We start from the raw sequence: 22,318 nt of genomic DNA, 5'->3' as shown, positions 1-22,318 counted from the left end.
TTATTCTGTTTAGTATTACTCATAACCTGACAGCCAACGACCAGGTATTACCAAAGGGTTGGAATTAGTATTTTGTCAGCCGAATATAAAGTTTGAATGTGCACTATTACTAATTTTACTTTCGTCATGCCCTAATGTAGCAATACTTTTGTTATGCCTAATGCTTTTTTGTCTGCCTTTCAAGTTCATCAATGACTGGATCTGCTGTCTTAATCATAAGCTTTCATTATGTATCTCACGATTTTCTTTTTGATTCTACACATATAAAAACATGTGTTTTCAATTTTACAGATGTATATTTAAAACACGTAAAAGGTAACTTCTTAATTTTCCTCAGATAAGAAAGAATATGTTTTATATCTCATATTACCGGAGCTACTCAGAATAGAAGAACATCTTTACTGGTGATAACAGCCTTGTCCCGTCCTGAAATAAGTTGACAGTTCGTAAATCTGATATCGAGCCTACAAATCTTTAATAACTGTTCAGAAACGAATACTATTTGTCCGAATCCGGACAAGTAGGAGAGGGTTAGTACGCCATATTGATAGATAAATCCCTGTTTTCAGTGATGGCACAAGCATTGTAGTGAGATGATACGAATTGTTTCGTACTATATGTTTCGTACTATAAAACTGCCTTATGAAAACATTGATTTTTATCTTGACCATTACTTGTTTTATTTCTTCAAATCCCCTTTATGCTCAGCACCATCTGCAACAGATTGATAGCTTAGTGACAAAGCAGTTTGCCAATTATGAGCTGGCAGGTAATATCCTGATCGCCCAAAAAGGAGCCATCATCTACCAGAAGTCACTAGGGTTGGCGGATGTGAGAAATCACGTGCCTGTGGATGAGCACTCTGCTTTTCAATTAGCCTCAGTCTCTAAACTATTTACCTCGGTGGCTATTCTTCAGTTGAAGCAGAAAAGAAAACTCAAGCTGGATGATCCAGTGAAAACCTATCTTCCCACTTTCAGGTATTCGGATATAACCATTCGGCATTTACTTTCTCATACGTCTGGATTAACCGACTTTCAAATGTTGGAAAAGCCCTATGCAGCCGACACTGCTAAACAATTTACCATTGCTGATTTAGTGCCTGCCATTAATCAGGATGATAAAGCCATTCTATTTAAACCCGGAGAAAAGTGGAGCTATTCCAATAGCGGCTATGGTTTACTGGCTTTAATCGTGGAAAAGGTGAGTGGGCTTTCCTTTCCGTCTTACTTAACTAAGTACATCTTTCAGCCAGCGGGTATGAACCACACCTATGTCAATACCCCGATTTTGAAGGTAGCAGACAAACATCGGGTGAAAGGGTACGATTATCCTTCCTATGCTCCCTGGATTCGGTATCGGGTTGATTCCCTACCCCACAACCGCATTGAGTTGTATAATCTGGGTGGAATAATCGGGCCGGGCAATGTGATTAGTACTACCAGCGACTTGCTCTTATTTGATCGGGCGCTGTATGGTTCTAAATTACTCAAGCCTTCCACCTTACAGGAAGCCTTGACACCCACCCGACTCGCTAATCAGGAGCTAGCCACAGCCGGTTGGGGGAAAACGGACGCTTATTATGGGCTGGGTTGGATGATTTTAAAAGATACAACATATGGTAAAGTAGTTTTTCATAGTGGAGGTATGCCTGGAGCTGTTACGTTGTTTCTACGTAATATCACCAAAGACCAAACGGTGATTCTGCTCAACAATGTAACGCATCGTGGCACTCATCCTATTGGGGTTTATTTGTTTGAGGTGTTAAATGGTGGCTCTCCGACAGGGAACAAACAATCTCTGGCAAACCTCTATACCCGAACGCTGTTCAAGACCAATGCTGAAGAGGCTCTGGCTAAACTCAACATACATAAAACCGATACAGCGCATTATTATCTGAATGAGCAGGAGATGAATCGGCAGGGGCTCCAACTGTTCTATCAGGGGTATCAACCGGCAGGTTTGGAAGTCTTGCGATTAAATACGATTTTGTATTCTGCTAGCTGGAACGTTTACGATAGTTACGCCCAGGTGTTAAAAGCCGTTGGACGACGGCAAGAATCTATTCTGATGTACCATAAATCACTAGAACTAAACCCGAAAAATAAAGGAGCTGAACAAGCATTGGCAGAATTACTACCAGATAAAAAGTAGACCTGTACAAAGATTTTGGTTGTCTCTATGATTTTCCCATCATTGGTGATAATATCAACGATGGGAAATCGAAATCAATACTTTTAGCCAAATACAATGCAAAATATACATGAATTCGCAATGTCATTTTATAGGATAACAAAAGTTTGTTTACACAATTATACGAATCCAGATGGTGAATTATGGATCGAAATATGCGGATTCTCAAAAGACTTAGTAGAAAGAAAGATTATTTTTGAAACAGTTTCTGGAGTACATCTTGAAAGCGAATGGGGAACCGGTCTCAATTATAGTTCATCTATTATCGTCATAGATGATATTACTTCCGCTCAGCTTGAGAATAAGAATTATCATATTCAAATCTTAGAAGATTCTTTGACCTTTTACTGTAAAAGAATTGTCATAGAATAACAGTTTAGTTATGGTTGATTTACATGTTTGATATTTCATTTTTTCCTCGTTGATATTCTCATTGGTATTATAGCCAAGTTGAATGATGGTGAAAGCTCGTTAGTGAGAATACCAACGACAGGAGCAGAATTTAGATTGCCGGATGGTCTACTGTGTAGGAAAAAAAGCCAACTTAGAGTGCATGAGTTAGAACTATCCTTACTACTTGAGGCAGTTGTATGATTAATCTAACACACTTGTACAATTAGTATGCTGGAACTATTGAAGGGATTGAACAAGATCGTTTATTTTCTATTGGAGTTGAGTATGCTGGCCGCTTTGGGATATACAGGTTTTCAAAGCAGTCAAACCTTTTGGAAATATATTTTAGCGATTGGATTACCGTTGATAGCCGTCATTATTTGGGGAATATATCTGGCACCTCGGTCTGAACACCGTTTACCAATTCCTTATCGGGCTATAGTAGCACTGGCTCTTTTTGGCATGACTACTTTTTTGTTGTATCGTACGCAGCATTTCCGACTAGCCATTGTCTTTGGGCTGGTAGCATGTATCTGTCAAGGGCTAGCGTATTGGTGGAAGCAGTAAATTGGGTTTGTTCTAAGCTTATACAACCGTTGTTTGAAATAAGCGGTGTGAATGATACTAGATGGAGCGTAAGTGTTATTCCCTGATATGACCAGACCTCTCCAAAAGAAAGTAAAACCATGGCAAATACCTCTCCTGTATAGAACGTAAGGGCTACCTACAGATACGGTCAGAAGTTTATTGAAATCCTCTTGTTTTTATGTCTTGTTTTGTAGTTAGTGTATTGCCCTATAAAAAGAACGATCTACTTTCATTAGTTCTTTTGTATTGGGCGAGGTGATGAAATGTGTATACTTTTTTAAGAAAATATCCTTTTAGTAATATACTTACATACATTTTTTTCTCAAAAAACTATTAATGATATTTGTTGCTGTTTAACCTTGGTTTTCCAAGGTAGTGGCTTATGTGTCTTTGAAAGTGCATGTGCAATAAAGATTATTAGACCATCCAAGATCCTAAATGGGAATGATAAAGATTTTGTTTTTTAGGCTTAGTGTCAGTTTTATGAGTTACTGAATAAAGATATATGAAATTGTCGGGTGATTGTCTATGAATTAGATTGGGTTAACGAAATTGGAGGGTGAATTAAAAAGCGAATATTCTGAAATGAATACATCTCAAACCAGATAGGATTCGATCAGTTTAGTTGGCAATTGAACAGATCAATGGGCGCTTATCAGATTGTTTAATTCATTGTGTGCTTTAAAAGTTAAAAACAAACAACAACTTCCTGAATACTTACTCAGTAAGGGCTTCTAAAATAATTCAATAAACGACAATTCTTCCAATTGAAAAGGACACAAAGAGGTGAAATGTTCCAGTTTCTTAACAGATCCCAGTCGAAAATGTCATTATGTGTGATTCTAGACAACCTATTAGAGCTATGATCCTATAGTTATGACGTTGTTAAAGATAATTTCAATTCGGAACACGAATTTGTCTTTTCATGGATAGTTTTCGCTAGTTCAGTCAATATGACAATCCTGAGCAGTTTAATTGCCCTTATTTTGCACAAGTAATACCACTTACCAATAAAAATGAAATGTAACTCAATATGTAGGTGAGGCTCAGCAGTTAGTGCTTTTAGGTAGGTATGATGATGAGTATATTTTAAAAACGGATAAGAGTTTTTCTACTATATAGGAAACAACATTCACAGATTTTCTTGCAACTATAGGTTGATACATACAACCAACTATGAAAAACCGTTTAATTCTAATTATACATTTATGCAATTGATTTTCTGCTGGTTGAGACAACAACTGCCAGGCGTATTATTTTGTTTTATCATTACACTATTTTCCTTCCTTTGTAATCCTCTGCAGGCACAGTATACCATAACTGGAAAAGTCACCGATGCCCAGACAGGTGATCCCATTCCATTTGCCAGCATAGCCCTGAAAGGAACTCCTATCGGTGCGAGTACTTCCTTTGAAGGATTTTATACGATTAAAACCAAAAAGTTGACAGATTCGCTCATTATCACATCCGTAGGATATACTATTAAGACAAAGGCCATTGATCCAAGTCAGGCAACCCAGACAATCAATATACAGCTAGCTCCTTCTGTTACACAACTTATCGAGGTTGTGGTAAGTGCAGGTGAAAATCCTGCTTTTGCCGTACTAAGACGGGTTAGGGAAAATCGGTTTCACAATGATCCCAAACGACTGGCTGCGTACCAATATGAAACGTATAGTAAAATAGAAGTAGATGTAGATAACCTTTCCGAAAAATTTAAAAAGAAAAAAATAGTCAAAAAGATTACCAAGGTAATTGATGAATTTGATAAACTTGCTGGGGAGGATGGTCAGCCGGTACTACCTATGTTTTTGTCTGAATCCATATCGGATGTGTACTATATAAATTCTCCCCAACGGAAAAAGGAATATATCCGCAAAACCAAAGTGTCAGGAGTAGGAGTAAAAGATGGAAGCTTTGTTTCTCAGTTGATTGGAAACTCATTCCAAAACTATAACTTCTATGAAAGCTATGTGAATATTGTCCAGAAGGATTTTGCTTCTCCCATTGGCGAAAACTGGAAAGGTGTGTATAAATATTTTCTAGCTGATAGCTTATGGATGGATAGCGTATTTTGCTATGAGATTGAATTTGAACCTAAAGTGGCACAGGATCTGGCTTTTACCGGTAAGATGTGGATTGACAAGAAAACCCATGCCTTATACCGCATTGATGCTGCTATTGGCAGACAAGCCAACCTGAATTATATTGAAAAAATTAAAATTCAACAGGAAATGCAGCCTACGGCCGAAGGTGCCTGGCTGCCTGCCAAAATCAGGACAACCTTTGACATTGCTGAGGTTTCTAAAAATTCAGCCGGGATGCTGGCCAAGCTATATGTATCCAACCGAAACATGGTTGTCAATCAGCCTAAGCCTTTGAGCTTTTATGATTTGCCTGTAGAGATGGCCGAAGATTTTGCTGACCATACGGCACAATACTGGGCCGAAGCTCGTCATGATTCGCTTAGTGCAGAAGATCAACAAGCATTGGCGATGATTGATTCAGTACGAGATATACCCGTAGTACGTACATATGTACAGATAGTGGATCTGGCTGTCAATGGCTGGAAAAAGGTGGGCATACTCGATATTGGACCCTATCTGAGTATGATTGCTTATAATCCTGTGGAGGGAGTTCGAACCCGTGTCGGCTTCCGTACGAATACCGATTTTAGTAAACGTTGGATTTTACGGGGATATATGGGGTATGGGTTTTCTGATCATAAACTTAAATATGCCGGAGAAATCAACCATATCTTATCGCGTCGTCGGTGGACAGTCATCGGCATGAGTCATTCCTTTGATATTGAGCGGGTAGGCATTACACAGGAAATAATCGGGAATAACAAACTATTTTATGCTTTCACTCGTTTTGGGTCGCGAGGCAGTTATTACCAGACAGAGAATAAGGTGTTTATCAAATCTGAACCTGTAAAAGGAATCATACTTTCTGCTGCTTTTGTGGGAAATCACTTTAATCCTGTTGGCTTGCCTTATTATAATTTTGGCTACTATCCTATTAATGGCGATGCACATCTGAGGAATGAATTTCAAGACAATCGCCTAGAGCTTGAACTACGTATGGCTAAAAATGAGACCTATGTGATGGATGGAAATGAGCGTCTTACGTTGGGGACCAAACGTACGCCTGTGCTTACCTTCCGGTATACAAGAGGGATAAGGGGCTTTTTAGGAGGGGATTTTAGTTATGATAAGTTCTATGCTTCTGCTTTTCAGACATTAAGGATAGGCCAGTTTGGCCGTTCTAATTATCGGCTTTCAGTAGGATATACCCCTTCCCGCTTGCCTTATCCGCTATTATTTACACATTTGGGAGGAGGGGGAGTCCGTAATCCACTCTATAACCGCTTTTCCTATAACATGATGGGGTTCTTTGAGTTTGTCAGCGATAAGTATGCCTCGCTGATGTGGGATCATAATTTTGAAGGCTGGTTATTTAATCGTATTCCAGTTATACAGAAACTCAGATGGCGGTTAGTTGCCTCTGCCAATATTTTATATGGTGGACAACGGTCTGAAAATAAAAATGTAGTTCCGGCAACTGATCCGGATGAAAACCGGATACTTGAATTTGGCAGGCTCAGACCTTCTGTTCCCTATGTAGAAGTGGGATATGGCATTGATAATATCTTCCGGGTATTGCGTATACAAGCCTTTCACCGACTCACATACCTTAACCATCCACATGTCCATCCATTTGGAGTTAAAGCATCTGTACATTTTCATTTTTAAAGCAGTAGCACTATTGTATTATACTTATAGTATGTAAATAAAAGGCTTCCTGAACTTATTTAAAACAATGAATAAAATAGCAAATAGCTGCTATCTATGGACTGTTATTGGGTTTGTTTTTAGTGTACTTATCTCCTGTGCTTCCATTGGTACCTATGCTCAGACTGCTAAAGATACCCTTACAGGAGCAGGCAAAGATACGAACATATTTAAAATGAAAGTTCTACCCTTGCCTACCTTGTATTATACACCTGAAACCAAAACATCTTTTGGTATACTAAATTTATTTTTATTTAGAGTCAATACTTCTGCACGTGTTTCTGCTATTGATTTTTCAATTGTATATACTCAGCGTAAACAACTGCTTATTGACCCAACCTATACCATTTTTACACACAATGAAAATTATATCATTAATGGTGGCTTTGTGTATTCAAAGTTCCCTGATTACTTTTTTGGTGTAGGAAACTACCGCAATGATCAGATGCATAATAGAGAATTTATTGATTATAAAACACTTCAATTTCATAATAGGGTACTTCGAAAGATTCATAAAAGATGGTTTGCCGGATTGCAATATCAATTCTATAAAGTATTTGACGTTCACTTCGATGCGAATTCCCAATATAACGAAGGCAATGTAACCGGATTCAACGGAAGTACTTCCTCGGGTTTGGGATTGATACTACTTTATGATAGTCGGGATAATGTATTATCAGCTTCGAGAGGGGGATATCTGGAGTTGTCCAATCTATACTACAACTCTTTTCTGGGTGGGAACTCCCGCTTTCATTACTATAAACTTGATCTGCGTAAATATTATTCTTTTACGAGACAACTTACATTGGCAGCACAGATACTGGTTAACATCAATGAGGGCCAAACACCCTTTAAACAAATGGCGCAAATAGGAGGTAACCGGACACTGAGAGGATATTATACCGGACGATTTCGTGATAACCATGCCTGGGTCATTCAGGGAGAGTTGCGTTACTTTATCTGGCCCCGGTTCGGGGTAGCTGTTTTTGGAGGTGTAGGAAAAGTTGCTGCAACACTTGGTGAGATGGATTTTACAGGTTTAAAAGGATCTGTTGGAGGAGGAATTCGGGTGAAAATGCTTCGAAAAGAGAACTTCAGCATTCGCCTGGATGCCGCTGCCGGACGAAAATCGAATGGGTTTTATGTGAGTATAGCAGAGGCATTTTAACCAGAGCGGGAATACTTTAAAGGAATTGTTGTTTCCTGCCAGTTTTTTGTACCTGATTAGCTCCCACAATTGGGGATTTTTGAATGCAGCAACAAGTAGCGTGATCTCTTTGACTATGAATTGCATTGTAAACAAACATGGAAGAGATAAACGACAAAGCCGATCTTTCAAAGGATCGGCTTTAGGATTTAGTAACTCTTTTTCAAACAACAGTTTGATCTATTTTAAGGTCACATCCAGGTAAACCGAATGACGTCCATAGGTTTCATAAAAGGGTTTAAACACTACTCCATTAATAGTAAATTCTAACTGCTTGGGATCACCTTGTATGGACTTGCTTAGATCTTCAGCATCCAGGGTTATTTTGTGCCAGTCCTTTCTTGCTTCGGGCTCCTGAGCTGCCAGCAATATAGGTCCATAAAACAAGCTCGCTATATTCTGCTGATCCATAACCGGGTCCAGATGAAACTGAAAAGGCATTTGTAGTTCTATTGTATCACCATCTTTCCATGTACGGCTTATTGTCAGATAGCTGCCAGGCTTAGTCTGAAGTTTTTGCTCTTTGCCATTAATTTTTACATTAAAACCTTTGGTAGCCCAGCCTGGCACACGCACATTGATATCAAACTTTCCACTACCCTTAATAGTCAGACGAGTATTGTCTTCCTTTGGAAAATTCGTTGATTGATCCACTGTTATATTGCGTTCTTTCCACTTCAGTGTTGACGGGATGTATAGGTTGATATAAAGTGCCTGGTTGTCTTTGCTTTTAAAGTAGATTGAATTTTGTAATTTAGTACTACTCTCTAGGGCTGTACCATTGCAACAGGTAAAACCTGTCATATGTGCATTACTAAATTGTTTGACAGATCCTGGTCTGAGTGGTACGTGGTATGTATTGGCAGGGCTATCTTTATCTACCGAAGCAAGTATATGGTTATACAATGCACGTTCGTAATAATCCATAAGCTCTCCCCGCTGGTCAAACAGAAACAGGTTGCTGGTCAGTTTTAACATGTTGTAGGTAGCACAGGTTTCGTTTTGTCCTTCAGATGAGAATCCGTTTTCATACAGTGTGCCCGGCTGACTAATGAAACATTCGGCATTGGCAGGATTACGGGCACCGGCAATGCCTCCAATGCTATACATATAATCATTAACTGCTTTATACCAGAAGTTATCGGCTATCTTGTAATAATCAGGATCTTGAGAAACCCGATACATTTCAATACTTCCTACAATCTGAGGTACATGTTGATTGGCGTGCAATCCACGAAACATATCTACATTTTTAGCCAGTCCATGTGAATGATTTGCATCACCAAAGAACACCCGGATATTATCAAATAGTTGTGCTGTTTTCAGATACTCCTGCTTACCTGTAATCCGGTACATGCGGGCCATTACTTCATTCATGCCTCCAAACTCACCGGCAATGTAGGTATTCCACATTTTTATGAGTGTATCTGTGGGCACCTGGCTCAGGCGGGCATATACCCAATTTCCCATGCCCATAGCTGTTTCAAGTGCTTTTTTATTATGGCTCACTTCATATACATCCAGTAAACCTGCCAGAATTTTATGCAAGGTATAGTATGGTGCCCAAATCTGGGTTTTCTGTCCGCCATACTTGGCTCCTTTTTCCAACATAATAAATTGATCCGGAGGATACGCACTTATGAATCCTTTTCCCCAGTTCCAGTAATCGGTACGAATACCTTCATCGCTAAGATCCGAGTCGTAGGTTGATTTTCCCGGTCCATAAGGTACTGCTGTCGGATCTGAAACCTGTGCGCCACCTGCTTGTTTTGCCTTGCCGGATAGTTGGGCTAAATCGTACAGGGTGTTTACCATATACTCCATCTTTTGGGAGAAATTGGCCTGAAGAGCCTTGTCATATCCTGTGCCTGCATACGCTTGTGCAATGGCTGTAAGGTAATGCCCTGTAGCATGTCCTCTTAGTTTGGTATCCTGGCTATCCCATACTCCCAAAGGTGTGGCTCCTTCGGGTTGTTTCTGACCAAACGCATGGCGAAACATATAGAGAAAGGAGTTAGGATCTGTCTTGGCGAGTGTTTGTATAAATTTATCGCGATTTTCGAGAAACTTTGTTTCGTGTCCGGCAGGATCATCTTTTAGAGAAACCTGGGCCAGATCAAAAGTTTCCAGTTTTAAAGCTGGTGTGGCAGACTTGCCAGGATCTTTTATGGTTACAAATGCTTTCGGCTGAAAATTTGTCCCTGCTACATGTCCAGTCACAGTATAGGTTCCAGGCTTACTAACTGCCGTATTGTCGATAGGAGCAGGCCACATAACACGTACATCCGGACCTTTTTGGTTATTCTTGTACGTTCCTGGTACATGACTTGGTAATCTTGGCAGATTTCCTGTTTCTGTTTCTACTTTTACATCAGCCACCTGAGTTAAATAGGCGGTATACAATTGGGCTTCTGTTGGAGAAAAATGTGGAAGGTCATCTTCTTTCTTAGCCGTCGTATTTACCGAACCTACATTGAGTCCTTTTTGTGCATTGCGATAAATGTCGGCAACCTGTTTGTTGGTCAATGGGACACGATAGATACGAAAATCGTGTATTAGAGCATTCAGATAAGGATCTGATGGCACGAGTGATTTTCCGATATAAAGTAGTTTTTCTTTTGTTTGCTTTCCGAATACATCTGTTAATTCCAGTGGGATATCTTTGGCTTCACTGACAGGCTTACTATCTACATAACTGATCATCGACTTTGACGGAATATCTATCACAACAACAAGGTGAACCCACTTATTCTGTTCGATAGCTGTGGAAACTGCCCCCCTTTTAGTAGCTTTTTCTGTGGTTATCACTGCCTGATAGTCTTTCTGGGTAGTTGTGCCAGCAGGAGCTGCAAAAAAATGGTGGATAGCATCCTTTCCAAAATCAAAGAAACGTTGGCCGGTCTGGTTCGAACGAAGATAGATCCACCCTGAGATACTAATTGATTCCAGATCTGTTAATGCTTCTCCAGGAATTGTAATAAACGTATTGTTCTCTCCGGAGAGCGACAAAACTTTTCCAAACCGATTGTCATTTACAAATTTGACTCCACTACCTTGAACTTTGGCATGTAGATTATTTCGGGACCAATCTTTGGCATCTCCATCAAATACATAGCGTGCAATCATTCCCGTTTCCCCTATTCCATCTAGTATCTGGTCTCCATTTTGGGCCTGCACAGTGTTAAAACTCTGGGACAAAACAGTAATAAAGAGTGTGGCACACAAGAATACTTTGTACATTTTCATATGTAAATCATTTAACAATAACTTTTATCTGGCAATAGGAGTATTAACTGAATTTTTTTCGCTTATAGTCGTTCAGAACAAAAAAATGAACTTTTGCAAAACAGTGTATCTAGTAAATAGTTTATTCATTATAAAACTAGGATTAAACTGAATATTGCGATACGTTTATTTTAACGACTGATTATAGGATATTAACATGTATTCTGCACATAAAACAAATATACCGTTAACTTCAGCAATTTACAGGCTACCTCTTTGCGCACGAATTCATTACCTGTGTTTGGTTAGGCATGGTAGTTAAAATGATATAAACAAAAGAGAATAGTATTACTGAACTGCCATATGAGTACACTATAGTATTTGATTTCAAGTAAGTTGAACATATAAAACAAAGGAAGTAATACCTATGATTTTACAGGAAACCTATACACTATACAATGGCGTTCAGATCCCCAAACTAGGTTTGGGAACCTGGTTGATAAACAATGAAGCAGTTGTACAGGCAGTAAAAGATGCTGTACAGATAGGCTATCGTCATATTGATACAGCACAGGCATACCAGAACGAAAGGGGAGTTGGAGAAGGCATTAAAACCTGTGGGGTAAAGAGAGAGGAGATTTTTGTGACTACCAAGCTTGCTGCGGAAATAAAGTCATTCAATGAGGCTGTTGCATCTATTGATGCCTCCCTTAGCAGATTAGGGCTTGAGTATATTGATATGATGATTATTCACAGTCCAAAACCCTGGCCTAAATTTCACGGAAGTGATCCTTACTTTGACGGAAATCGTCAGGTATGGAAAGCACTGGAAGAAGCGTATAAAGCTGGAAAGCTTCGTGCCATTGGCCTTTCAAATTTCGAAAAAGCGGATATTGATAACATAGTTGAGTCCTGTTCTGTCAAACCAATGATAAATCAGATTTTAGCACATATTAGCAATACACCCAAAGAACTGATTCAATACTGTCAGGATAAAGGCATTCTTGTAGAGGCATATTCACCAATTGGACATGGCGAATTGGTAAAGAATCCCAAAATAGCTGCCATAGCAGAAAAGTACAATGTTTCGGTACCTCAGTTAGGTATTCGTTACGATCTGCAGCTTGATCTGCTTCCACTTCCTAAAACTTCCAATCCGGAGCGTATGAAAGCCAATGCAGAGGTAGACTTTGTTATCTCTGAAGAGGATATGGAGTTCTTAAAAAATATGGAACAGATTGAGCATTATGGAGAGTCCAGCAAATTTCCTGTATTTAAGAAGAAGTAAAGCAGATCTTTCTATTTGATCCCGTTTCGCTTAATCGTACAGATACATACGTTCAATTACACAGGATAGTTAAATCAGAATAGCATGCAAATAACACGAATTGGTTCAAAACCTTCTGCTAAAGGACCGGAAGATTGGTTTAGTGGAGCTGTACGTATAGATCCATTGTTTGATCCCAATGAGGCCCGACGTGCAGCTGCCGCCAGCGTTACATTCGAGCCGGGAGCAAGAACAGCCTGGCATACACATCCTCTGGGACAAACGTTGATTATTACAGCAGGTTGTGGCTGGATACAAAAGGAGGGTGGGCCTGTTGAGGAAGTCCATCCGGGCGATATCGTATGGTTTGAGGCGAACGAAAAGCACTGGCATGGAGCTACTCCAACCAACGGAATGACTCATATAGCCATACAGGAAAATCTAAACGGCAAAGTTGTTGACTGGATGGAGAAAGTAACAGATGAACAGTACCGTAAGTAATCAGTGTCTGGAGTAATCCAAATGGTGACTGGAGTAATCCAAATGGTGACTGGAATTCAGGTCATATGACAACAATATCCGAACTATGGTCAAAATGGTAATTGATGGCCGAGTGACTGGAAAACTGTTCAGCAAATGAAGTGACCATACTTCGAATCATTTTTACTTTTGACTGGTATTCTGTTCACTTTTGAAAATGACCGGAACTCTGTTCACTTTTTGTTTTGACCATACTTCCAGTCGCTTTTTAGTTTGACTGGAAGTATGGTCACTTTGAAAAAATATCTGAACTCTGTTCACTTTACAGAATGACTATATTTCCAGTCACGATTGTCAAAGACTGGTATTCTGTTCACTTCAAAAAAACAGAAGCGAAGCGTTGTGGGAGGTAAGGTGTTTGCTCTGGAACAAGAGCTTTGATAAATTTGTATGAGTTCCTGCAACGTTTATCTAAACTTGGAATAAAACTCATCAATATCGACACCTGTATCCTGTTCCCAATTTTCCCAGAATCCATATTCTTCCTTTTTTGACTTTACCCATTGGCCATTTGTATAATGCCACCGGATGTAGGAAACAACAAACTTCTTGTCTTCCTCTGTTGGGTTACTGGAATTGGGATTTGTTTGCTGATAGAGTATTTCCTTTGGAGTGGTTCTATGTGAAATACACCATCCTCTTTTCAGGCTTGTCATAAATCCACCTTTGTCGAATATATAGTGTATCCCTTTTTTATCCATCTCCAGGAAAAAAGAAACGGGACCATTGTATGATCCTGAGCCTTGAGAATCATCTTTTGTTAAAACGAACGTTGGCTTGTTTGCATCACCATACAAGAAGACTTTGTCGACCCTGGCAGTAGTTGCATCCAATTGTTCACGATATACAATACGCAAATGATTGTCCACAACAAGAAGTTGAGCTTTTTTAAGGTTGTATGTCTGTTCCATTGTTGAGTCTGATGTAAAGCCAGGAACGGTAACCCCTTTGCCATAGGCATAATAAGTGAGAGTTCCATTGAGGCCATGTAACCTTTCATCCATCACTATTAACAATGTATTATCAGTTTCTTTGATAGATGAGTGACCTTTTACAACTTGAAAAATCTTGTATCCTTTCAATTCGAAATCTCCAATTCTTGTAAGCTTCGACAAGAAACTAGAGTCAATTAGCCTCTCTGAGTGTATACTGATTTGTTGATATTTATACGATATGTTTTGGATGTTTTGTCTTTTGGATTCGGAATTATTCACATTCGTTCTATTCTCTGATTTGGAGTCTTGCGGCATTTCAGCTTTTGCTATTTCGTTCGCCAGAACAACTAGCCCTGTTATTACTACAAATAGTATATAATGTAGTGCCCGATGTCTGGTTTTACTAAGCCTGTTAATTGTGTCAACTAGTGTCAATATCCCTGAAATCAATAAGATACTATGTATAGCCATCTTTTACTAAATAGATATAGTTTTTTGTTGAAGAATACGTCTTATACGCCAATTTGTTAAAAATGTCAAATTTATTTTCTTTAAATGAGGTTTTTTAATGTATATTACTGTGTAAAATAGTTTACGCTGATATGGCTTCAGAAGTTTGCTATGAATACATTTTTAAAGTATAAGTATTTTTGGCCTGTAAGGTTAATGTAGATCAATCATAAAATCGCATCCAGTATAGTATTTTAATCTCATTCATTATTACTGACCATTTTCTCGTGCTATTAGTGTTCTCTATAAAGTGATAACCAGGTAATACACTTAGTGTACTACTATTGACCTTCTTCAACATGTATCTACTATCGAAAAAGAAATGGATGAATGTGTGCCTTCTTATTCTGTTTGTGGGCAAATGGTATCATGTTGCAGGTCAACAGACTGATTCTATAGTTGTTAAGTCTGAAAACCCTGGAAGTGCCTATCCGGAATTTTATCATATTGCTAGCTTTTGGGATAAATATGGCGAGAATTATGCCATGCATCTGAAAGAAGATCAATCTAAAATGACTTATCGCGGGTTTAAACCCTCTATTCTGCTAGTAGCTGCTGTACAGGCGCAGATTCCTGTCTATATCAGACCTAACCAAACCATCACCATACAAGAGTCCAGGAACACTGTTGTTGTTAAGGGGCTTCCTGCCTGCGAAATGGAAATAATGCAGAAATTAAACAAGAACAATCGCCTCGTTTTTAGAAATTCCTTGGGGAATGAATGGAATAGTGTGAGTGATTTTGAGCAGGTAGGAACCTATTTCGAAAACCGATATCAGGAACAGTTACAACGTTTACAGCAGCTTTCGGATAGCTGTGAGGCAGGAAAAGATTTTGTGTTTTGTGTTCGGAAGCAGATTACACAAGGATATCTGGCAGATTTATTTTCGGTTGTAACTGAAGGTAAAATACCATATGAAAAATTACCTGAGAGTTATCTGGCGAGAATAAAGCGTTTACGTTCAGAGGTTATATCAATGGTGGATGAGTACGGCTTTTTACATTATCAGGATCAGGTAGTATTTAATTATAACCAGTTTCTTTGTAGAGAATCGCTGGGTAAAAAGGAAGAATTCAAAGCACAATGGGACACTGCTCAGAAGGTTTTTAAAGGCAAAACCCGGGAGTTTCTACAATTCAGGCTGTTGAAGACCTATCATAATCAGAAGGTAAAAAACTTCGATGTGTATCTGACTCAGTTTAAAAATGTAGCCCAGGATAAAGACTATATAACCTACTTGGATAGATTGTTTCAAATCAATAATTATCACTTCAGTCCGGAAGAACTAAATACAACATTAACTGACCCAAGCGGTAAACAGATTTCCTGGAAAGAGATTCTGGTGAAAAACAAAGGGAAACTGATGTATACCGATTGCTGGGCAAGCTGGTGTGGACCTTGTAGGGCAGAAATGAAATATTACCCAGACTTGACACAGTCCGTAATCGGAGATACAGAAAGTGAGCCTCTGACAGCTTTTGTTTTTGTATCCATTGACCATGACAAGGCTAAATGGTTGGCGGCCATTGACAAACATAAGCTAACTAATCACCAACATTATGTTATGTCTCGCACGTCTGCTCTGGGAAAATTTTTCAAGCTAAATACGGTGCCTCATTATTCGATTATTGATCGGGATGGAAAAGTTATTCTGTATGATGCCCCACGGCCCAGCGAGAAAAAAATACAAGATCTTCTCCTGCTTCTTCAAAGTGATTTGGCAAAGTATTAGATAGGAGCAGAGTTACCTGTTTCTTTACATAACTGCACAAGAATCCATTTATCGCTTTTGGACTGATTTACTGAGTGATTATGTGCTTCTGATTTACCTGGTATAGTTTTAGTTCTTTGTTATGAATACTATCTTGTCAACCAAAATAAGCTATTCATATGCGTTGGGTTATTGGTTTTCTTATTGTGTTCAGCTTCTGGTCTTTTGTGGAATTGGAACAAAATGAAACACAGCTTAATTTTTCTCTGATGGAAAGGAGAGATGCTGCCTCTTTCAAGAGTTGGAAAAATGTAAAAAGTGGCTCTGAACTTCACTACAAAAAATTTATAAAAGATGATTCCCTAGCAGATCCACACAGACACATCCTGTATGAATTCAGATTTCCCAATTTAAAATCAAGTCAGAGATATAATATGGAAATAGTATCACTCAAAGGAAAAGATACAGTGTCTGTGACCAAAGGAAATCTGAAAACCGATGATGTCTCTCCGTATGTTTTTCAAGAATCTATGTATGGAATTGAGAAGCAGATAATTACATTGAATGTTGGTCGGGCATCCAAAATTACATTTACTGTATTTTTTGATATTGAAAATTTTGTGGGCGAAGGATGAGTTGTCAACTTGCCTATCTCAATTCCTCTATGGTACAAGTAAGATTTTTTATGTTTGATCTGATGGCTGATTTCCTTTAGTAATTCCTATCTGGAAAATTTTGTATACCTAAGCCTGATCCACATAAAGTCTGATATGTTGTTAATGTTGAACAAAAATGACAAATTAGACAAAGGTGGTTCAACTCTGACATCCACTTTATGTAGTCAGAAGTGACACTATGGATTATCCTCCTTGGAAAGATAAAGTCCAATAGCATTTAAGTGCCTTCTGATAGTGGTATTTTTTCAAATAAAACTACTTTTTTATTGGTTTTTATCGTTTTATTTGAGATTTTTTCATGCATACACCCTTGTTTAAGTGTGTATACATGAAAGGACACTTATTACCTGTTAATAAAAACACCAATGAGACAAATTTTTATAATAGTATCATTTTTCCTTCTTACACTTTCCTCCTGCAAGACTGCTGAAAGACATAAATCGGATAACTTAAGAAAACTAAGCGATAAAGAGATATTGGAACATGCTAAGGCCAGAAACTATGTTACAGATAAAACTATCTTTACAGATAGCCTGGGTACTATTAAGTCCAGGGAAAGTGTTCAGAAGGAAAGTTCTGATGAGGTTTTTGGAGATTTTTATGTAAATGTGAAGGATGAGATAGTTAAAGTTGTATTACGGAAAGCTACTAGAGAAGATAAAATTTTAGTTGAAAAATTAAAAGCGGCTTTTGAAGAAAGTGAGCCCATTTCACTAGTCAGTGTTAATTGTTCGGAGATTGCTACTATTATGGATCAGGTTTACGAAACGGATCAAAGTAATCGAAGTGAGGGTACTGTTAAGGACAATGCTATTGATAAGAAAAACCAGCAGCTAGTGATAAGTATAATTGAAAATTGTGGTTTCCCAACAGCGGAAGTACATGGCAGCAAGAGTGTTGACGCAGCATTTCTTGTCATTCAACATGCAGGAAAAAATGTACGGGAAAAATACTTTCCTCTAATCAAACGGAGTGCGGATAAAGGTGATTTACAGTGGAGTAAAGTTGCTTTAATGGAAGACAGAATGTTGATGGACAGAGGCGAAAAACAAAAGTATGGTTCACAAGTGACAAAGGCCAACGGAAGTGATAAATGGGTTTTGTATCCCCTGCAAGATCCGGAAAATGTGAATAAAATACGGGAAGAAGTTGGATTGGGGCCAATAGAGGAATACCTGGAACACTTTGGTATTGACTATAGAAGAGATAAATAAGAAGCGTAGCTAACACTGGCAGAACAGCAAAGGATGATCATGTACAGCATTGTATATCTCTCTATTGCCATCAGAATGTAATTCTAGTAAAGACCTTATTTTTAATGGCTTAACTTGTGGATTAAATACAAACGCTTCGTTTCTGAAATATAAATTTGCCTCTAACGAAGCCATACATAAATGTAGTCTTTAGATTACAGCTATGTCTTACTCAAGGATTCTTCTGCTCTTTCTATGAATCCCTTTTATGAGACGATACCTATACGCAGCTATTTATTTAGTTTTTTGCCTGTCTCTATGTCCTGCCTGGGGACAAAAAGAGGCTACCATCTGGTATTTTGGCAACCGTGCAGGGTTGGATTTCAGTAGTGGTGCACCCCGTGTAATTACTGATAATGCCATGAATACTGCAGGCGGTAGTGCGGTTATGTGTGATGCACAAAGTGGTGCTTTGTTGTTTTATACCAATGGCTACCGCATCTGGAACCGCGATCACCAACCGATGAAAAACATGGACACTACCTATCCGCTCGACTGCCCTAACGGAAAGACCCAGGCTGCCGTGATTACTCCTGTACCTGGTAACCCTGGCAGATACTATGTATTTTCTCTACATCCGCCACTCGGCACTGTGATTGACGGACTGTACTGTTCATCAGGAGCAAGCTCACAACAAGCCTGTGTATTGAAATATTGTGTGATTGACATGGCTGGTGATCAGGGAAGAGGAGAAGTAATTGTGTCTAATAGAGTATTGGATACAGATCTTACTGAAAAGATGGCGGCTGTGCGCCACACCAACGGGCGAGACTATTGGTTGGTTACCCACCAGTGGCAGAGCAATCAATTTCGCAGTTATCTTGTTTCCGCACAAGGAATTGAAGGGGCTGTTGTTACAGCGATTGGTTCACAACACAGCTCAGAGTTCTTTGCCTTTGAATTGGGTGGGCAGTTGAAGGCATCTCCCAATGGCAAAAAAATTGCTGTTGCCCTTCCTTCTTTTGAAGCCTTTAACTATCCTCTTGAACTGTTTGACTTTGATGCGAAAACGGGACATCTTTCCAACCTAATTAACCTGGGTGGTATTATCTCCCAATACGGTCTTTCTTTTTCTCCAGATAACTCCAAACTCTATGCGCAAAGTCTGAGTCCCTGGGTAAAGAAACCTCTTGAACTGATTGTTCAATACGATTTACAGGCAGGTGATTCTTCTGCAATCATCGCTTCACGTAGGAGTATTATCGATGGCAATCCTTACACTAATATCCACGATATCGCTGTTCAACCCTACGTTGCCATGCAACTGGCACCAGATGGGAAACTCTATGGTATTTTTTCCGTCTCAGGAGAGCCAGATTCCCGGCGCATGGTGGTGATCGCCAATCCTAATGCAAAAGGGTTTGATTGTGATGTAAATGCTGTCTCATTTGATTTTCCTGTAAAAGGCTTCTGGGCAGGTTTGCCTAACTTTATGGATAGTTATTTTAATAATCTGACTCCCCATAATACTGTGGATGGAGACTGTACCAGTAGTAGTGTTGTAGTTTCTCCTAATCCAACTACAGGCGAAATTAATCTCCAGATGGATGGGTGTAATGATCCTTATCAGTTACACATTTATGACATAACAGGTCGATTGCTTTCCCAACAGCCGATGCCTGGAGGTAGAGACAATATCCGGTTGGATGGATTAGCGAAGGGATTGTATATCCTCGAGTTGGTATTTGAAGAAGGAAAACAACGAAAGATTACTAAAGTGGTAAAACAATAAGCTTTATTTACAGTGTTTCACGAAAGATTCTAATAACTTCATCTTACGTTGATTGTAAGTGTGTTCACTTTACAGAATGACTGGTGGTTCAAACTCAAAAAATATCCAAGTTGCTCACTTATATCTTTAAAACAATACCCTCATTTTATAGTGGCTACATCTTGCGGGTATAGTAAAGCAATACCTCTCCACCACCAAAGGTTTTAGTCTTTAAGAGGTTAAAAATAGTGCTGTTGTTTACATTTTCAAATAATGGCAAACCGCCTCCTGCCAAAACCGGATGAATACACAGTTGGTATTCATCAATCAGATTCAGTTTCATGAGCTGTATAATCAAACTCCGGCTACCCACTAAAATGTCCCCATCTGATTGTTGTTTGAGGGCTAACGCAACTTCTTCAATAGGCTGACTGGCTAGTTGGGCACTATCCCATTCGGTTTCTTTGAGCGTATGTGAAAAGACGATTTTTGGAATTTTGTCTATCGCCAAAGCAAAGTCGTCCATTGATTTTTCACCGGAAGGACTTTTTACCAGATCTTGCCAGAATTTCATCAGTTGATACGTTATTCTGCCATATAGAATCACACCTGAGTCGGTTAACAGTTCCTGATAATGTTGATGTATTTCTTCATCTGGCTCTGATGCTGTATGATCACAAAATCCATCAATTGTCATATTGATTGCTGCAATTATCTTTCTCATATCTGTTTTAGTTATTTTACATTAAGAGTCATTTGTGAACATAGTATAATGCCGGGTTGCAGCTATCGCAATCTAATACGATAGCTGCAACCCGGCATTATATAAAGTTTATTGAAGGAAAAACTTGTCACCTGCGAATCAACACTGAAATACAATATGTTGTAGAGGATCAATTATTTCATTCACATAAACTTCTATATCAGCTATATTATTTTCTCCCTGTTGTGCTTCAAATTCGCCCAAGAGATCACCTATATACTCTTCTTCTACTTCTGTCTTGTTTTTTAAAATTATTCGTATCCGGATATCTTGATTTTCTGTTAGCTCAAAGGAAACACTTAAAAAATTGTCATTTATATTTCTGTGTAATGCATCACAAAGCAGACATGCCTGATATTTCATATATACATCTTTCATATAACCTCGCTTTTGGAAAAAAGGAGATAGTGCAGCCATGTATAATATTTAGGCATCCATTCCCCTTTTGTTTCATTGAATTTTTCCCTTGTTAGATATATCTCTTCAAAAATTATAGTATAGTCAGGCAAGTCCTTATAAATTTTGCCTTTATTATGCTCTCCAAGTTCGGTTTCTGCCAGTAACACAATCTGAATGGTAAGGTTTTTCTTTTCTACTACATAGCTTACGTCCAAAATATTTGATCCGGCATTAATCATAAATGCCTGCATTAAGGCATAATGGATACGTATATATTCAGTGTTATATTCCATACTATTAGTGAAAATCCAAGTCTACTTTGTAGTATGTTAAAAGAACTTAAGCAATTAAGTGATTTTGCAATGTAGACCCATCTTTAGAGTATTTTTAGTAGTATTAGTGGGTGTGTTATTGTCTCTCTACTATGTAATTTAGTTCCGTTACTCCACAGCCAAAGCGATGAGTAGTTAATAATTTCAGGTTTACTTTGTCTTTGATACCGGTAAACAGTGGAATACCTTGTCCAAGAATAACAGGATTCACAAATAGCCAGTAGCCGTCAAGTAAGTTCTCCTGAATAAGCGCATGGGTGGTTGTCGGACTGCCAAAAACCAGGATGTCTGCACTCTCACCATTGCTGGATTGTTTTAGTTTATGTATTTCGTTCGCAAGGTTATCACTAATAACTTTTGTATTAGTCAAATCGGTGTCTTTCATTGTTTTTGATAAAACAACCTTGCGAGCTTTATTATACCACTTTGCATGTTCAATATCATGTTTGGATGCATCCGGCTTGTCTCCTGCAGTTGGCCAGTAACTTTCCATCATCTCATACGTTACCCGTCCATATAAGGCAGTATCGCCTTCACCTATCCGCTTCCCGACATAATCAAAAATTTCTTCATCAACCTTAATCCAGTTCATCTCTCCGTTTGGTCCTGCTACAAAACCGTCAAGCGATATGTGCATAAATGCAATAATCTTTCTCATTTTTTCATGATTTGTTTAGTGTTGTAAAATTGGGTATTTAAGTGGTCGAACGCGAGTGTAAATACGACATTTTGCAGTGGCATTTGCGGCAAAATCAATCAAAAACTTTTCACTTCATTAACAAGTCATTAACCTGAGCCCAATACAAAACCTTTTAAGTT

At 38.7% G+C, this 22,318-nt stretch carries 17 protein-coding genes; 11 read left to right on the top strand and 6 right to left on the bottom strand.

What is annotated here, in order from left to right:
- Positions 1 to 642: 642 nt before the first annotated feature.
- The 5 genes from QNI15_RS03660 (at position 643) to QNI15_RS03640 (ending at position 8,136) form a co-directional block, all read left to right on the top strand.
- Complete coding sequence (locus QNI15_RS03660) at positions 643 to 2,154, top strand: serine hydrolase domain-containing protein (protein WP_314000914.1); 1,512 nt, start codon at positions 643 to 645, stop codon at positions 2,152 to 2,154.
- A 96-nt stretch (positions 2,155 to 2,250) separates the two neighbouring features.
- On the top strand, positions 2,251 to 2,565 hold the full coding sequence (locus QNI15_RS03655) for a hypothetical protein (protein ID WP_313982125.1): 315 nt from the start codon (positions 2,251 to 2,253) through the stop codon (positions 2,563 to 2,565).
- A 249-nt stretch (positions 2,566 to 2,814) separates the two neighbouring features.
- Positions 2,815 to 3,153, top strand: coding sequence for a YrdB family protein (locus QNI15_RS03650; RefSeq protein WP_314000912.1), 339 nt, complete (start codon positions 2,815 to 2,817; stop codon positions 3,151 to 3,153).
- Between the two features lie 1,229 nt (positions 3,154 to 4,382).
- Complete coding sequence (locus QNI15_RS03645) at positions 4,383 to 6,929, top strand: DUF5686 and carboxypeptidase-like regulatory domain-containing protein (protein ID WP_314000910.1); 2,547 nt, start codon at positions 4,383 to 4,385, stop codon at positions 6,927 to 6,929.
- Positions 6,930 to 6,996: 67 nt separating this feature from the next.
- Positions 6,997 to 8,136: a BamA/TamA family outer membrane protein gene (locus QNI15_RS03640; RefSeq protein WP_314030562.1), complete on the top strand. Its 1,140-nt coding sequence runs from the start codon at positions 6,997 to 6,999 to the stop codon at positions 8,134 to 8,136.
- Between the two features lie 219 nt (positions 8,137 to 8,355).
- Here the strand turns inward: QNI15_RS03640 and QNI15_RS03635 are convergent, their stop codons facing one another.
- Entirely contained in the window at positions 8,356 to 11,352 is a 2,997-nt protein-coding gene (locus QNI15_RS03635) for a beta-L-arabinofuranosidase domain-containing protein (RefSeq protein WP_314030560.1), read from the bottom strand.
- A 475-nt stretch (positions 11,353 to 11,827) separates the two neighbouring features.
- Between QNI15_RS03635 and QNI15_RS03630 the strand changes: the two genes are divergently transcribed.
- Both QNI15_RS03630 and QNI15_RS03625 read left to right on the top strand, forming a co-directional pair.
- Positions 11,828 to 12,688 carry an aldo/keto reductase gene (locus QNI15_RS03630; RefSeq protein ID WP_314000904.1) on the top strand — a complete coding sequence of 287 codons (861 nt, stop codon included), beginning with the start codon at positions 11,828 to 11,830 and terminating at the stop codon, positions 12,686 to 12,688.
- Positions 12,689 to 12,772: 84 nt separating this feature from the next.
- Positions 12,773 to 13,168 (top strand): (R)-mandelonitrile lyase, encoded by a 396-nt coding sequence (locus QNI15_RS03625; RefSeq protein WP_314000902.1) that lies wholly within the window; start codon positions 12,773 to 12,775, stop codon positions 13,166 to 13,168.
- A 446-nt stretch (positions 13,169 to 13,614) separates the two neighbouring features.
- Here the strand turns inward: QNI15_RS03625 and QNI15_RS03620 are convergent, their stop codons facing one another.
- The gene (locus tag QNI15_RS03620; RefSeq protein WP_314000900.1) at positions 13,615 to 14,322 is read right to left on the bottom strand and encodes a hypothetical protein; all 708 of its coding nucleotides are present in this window, start codon (positions 14,320 to 14,322) and stop codon (positions 13,615 to 13,617) included.
- 629 nt (positions 14,323 to 14,951) lie between these two features.
- Between QNI15_RS03620 and QNI15_RS03615 the strand changes: the two genes are divergently transcribed.
- The 4 genes from QNI15_RS03615 to QNI15_RS03600 all read left to right on the top strand — a co-directional run bounded on the left by QNI15_RS03615 (position 14,952) and on the right by QNI15_RS03600 (position 20,026).
- Complete coding sequence (locus QNI15_RS03615; RefSeq protein ID WP_314030558.1) at positions 14,952 to 16,385, top strand: TlpA family protein disulfide reductase; 1,434 nt, start codon at positions 14,952 to 14,954, stop codon at positions 16,383 to 16,385.
- Between the two features lie 158 nt (positions 16,386 to 16,543).
- Positions 16,544 to 16,999 carry a hypothetical protein gene (locus tag QNI15_RS03610; protein WP_314030556.1) on the top strand — a complete coding sequence of 152 codons (456 nt, stop codon included), beginning with the start codon at positions 16,544 to 16,546 and terminating at the stop codon, positions 16,997 to 16,999.
- Positions 17,000 to 17,406: 407 nt separating this feature from the next.
- A complete protein-coding gene (locus QNI15_RS03605) occupies positions 17,407 to 18,255 on the top strand; it encodes a DUF6624 domain-containing protein (RefSeq protein ID WP_314000895.1) in 849 nt (282 codons plus the stop codon).
- A gap of 247 nt (positions 18,256 to 18,502) precedes the next feature.
- On the top strand, positions 18,503 to 20,026 hold the full coding sequence (locus QNI15_RS03600) for a T9SS type A sorting domain-containing protein (RefSeq protein WP_314030555.1): 1,524 nt from the start codon (positions 18,503 to 18,505) through the stop codon (positions 20,024 to 20,026).
- A gap of 154 nt (positions 20,027 to 20,180) precedes the next feature.
- Here QNI15_RS03600 and QNI15_RS03595 read toward each other — a convergent pair whose 3' ends face one another.
- From QNI15_RS03595 to QNI15_RS03580, 4 genes are all read right to left on the bottom strand, one after another.
- Complete coding sequence (locus tag QNI15_RS03595) at positions 20,181 to 20,729, bottom strand: dihydrofolate reductase family protein (protein ID WP_314030554.1); 549 nt, start codon at positions 20,727 to 20,729, stop codon at positions 20,181 to 20,183.
- Positions 20,730 to 20,867: 138 nt separating this feature from the next.
- Positions 20,868 to 21,146 (bottom strand): hypothetical protein, encoded by a 279-nt coding sequence (locus QNI15_RS03590; RefSeq protein WP_314030553.1) that lies wholly within the window; start codon positions 21,144 to 21,146, stop codon positions 20,868 to 20,870.
- Positions 21,143 to 21,460, bottom strand: coding sequence for a hypothetical protein (locus QNI15_RS03585; RefSeq protein ID WP_314030551.1), 318 nt, complete (start codon positions 21,458 to 21,460; stop codon positions 21,143 to 21,145). The genes QNI15_RS03590 and QNI15_RS03585 overlap by 4 nt, the downstream gene beginning before the upstream one ends.
- Before the next feature lie 115 nt (positions 21,461 to 21,575).
- A complete protein-coding gene (locus QNI15_RS03580; protein ID WP_314030549.1) occupies positions 21,576 to 22,157 on the bottom strand; it encodes a dihydrofolate reductase family protein in 582 nt (193 codons plus the stop codon).
- Between the last annotated feature and the right edge of the window lie 161 nt (positions 22,158 to 22,318).

The organism is Xanthocytophaga flava (assembly GCF_030068545.1).
GTDB lineage: Bacteria > Bacteroidota > Bacteroidia > Cytophagales > 172606-1 > Xanthocytophaga > Xanthocytophaga flava.
The sequence above is the reverse complement of the archived record's forward strand: the minus strand, read 5'-3'. Positions and strand labels throughout refer to the sequence as shown.

What these genes read in the sequence shown, in the direction of transcription:
- QNI15_RS03660 (WP_314000914.1), top strand. Translation starts at nt 643, where the DNA reads ATGAAAACATTGATTTTTATCTTGACCATTACTTGTTTTATTTCTTCA.
- QNI15_RS03655 (WP_313982125.1), top strand. Translation starts at nt 2,251, where the DNA reads ATGCAAAATATACATGAATTCGCAATGTCATTTTATAGGATAACAAAA.
- QNI15_RS03650 (WP_314000912.1), top strand. Translation starts at nt 2,815, where the DNA reads ATGCTGGAACTATTGAAGGGATTGAACAAGATCGTTTATTTTCTATTG.
- QNI15_RS03645 (WP_314000910.1), top strand. Translation starts at nt 4,383, where the DNA reads ATGCAATTGATTTTCTGCTGGTTGAGACAACAACTGCCAGGCGTATTA.
- QNI15_RS03640 (WP_314030562.1), top strand. Translation starts at nt 6,997, where the DNA reads ATGAATAAAATAGCAAATAGCTGCTATCTATGGACTGTTATTGGGTTT.
- QNI15_RS03630 (WP_314000904.1), top strand. Translation starts at nt 11,828, where the DNA reads ATGATTTTACAGGAAACCTATACACTATACAATGGCGTTCAGATCCCC.
- QNI15_RS03625 (WP_314000902.1), top strand. Translation starts at nt 12,773, where the DNA reads ATGCAAATAACACGAATTGGTTCAAAACCTTCTGCTAAAGGACCGGAA.
- QNI15_RS03615 (WP_314030558.1), top strand. Translation starts at nt 14,952, where the DNA reads ATGTATCTACTATCGAAAAAGAAATGGATGAATGTGTGCCTTCTTATT.
- QNI15_RS03610 (WP_314030556.1), top strand. Translation starts at nt 16,544, where the DNA reads ATGCGTTGGGTTATTGGTTTTCTTATTGTGTTCAGCTTCTGGTCTTTT.
- QNI15_RS03605 (WP_314000895.1), top strand. Translation starts at nt 17,407, where the DNA reads ATGAGACAAATTTTTATAATAGTATCATTTTTCCTTCTTACACTTTCC.
- QNI15_RS03600 (WP_314030555.1), top strand. Translation starts at nt 18,503, where the DNA reads ATGAGACGATACCTATACGCAGCTATTTATTTAGTTTTTTGCCTGTCT.
- QNI15_RS03595 (WP_314030554.1), bottom strand. Translation starts at nt 20,729, where the DNA reads ATGAGAAAGATAATTGCAGCAATCAATATGACAATTGATGGATTTTGT.
- QNI15_RS03590 (WP_314030553.1), bottom strand. Translation starts at nt 21,146, where the DNA reads ATGAAAGATGTATATATGAAATATCAGGCATGTCTGCTTTGTGATGCA.
- QNI15_RS03585 (WP_314030551.1), bottom strand. Translation starts at nt 21,460, where the DNA reads ATGGAATATAACACTGAATATATACGTATCCATTATGCCTTAATGCAG.
- QNI15_RS03580 (WP_314030549.1), bottom strand. Translation starts at nt 22,157, where the DNA reads ATGAGAAAGATTATTGCATTTATGCACATATCGCTTGACGGTTTTGTA.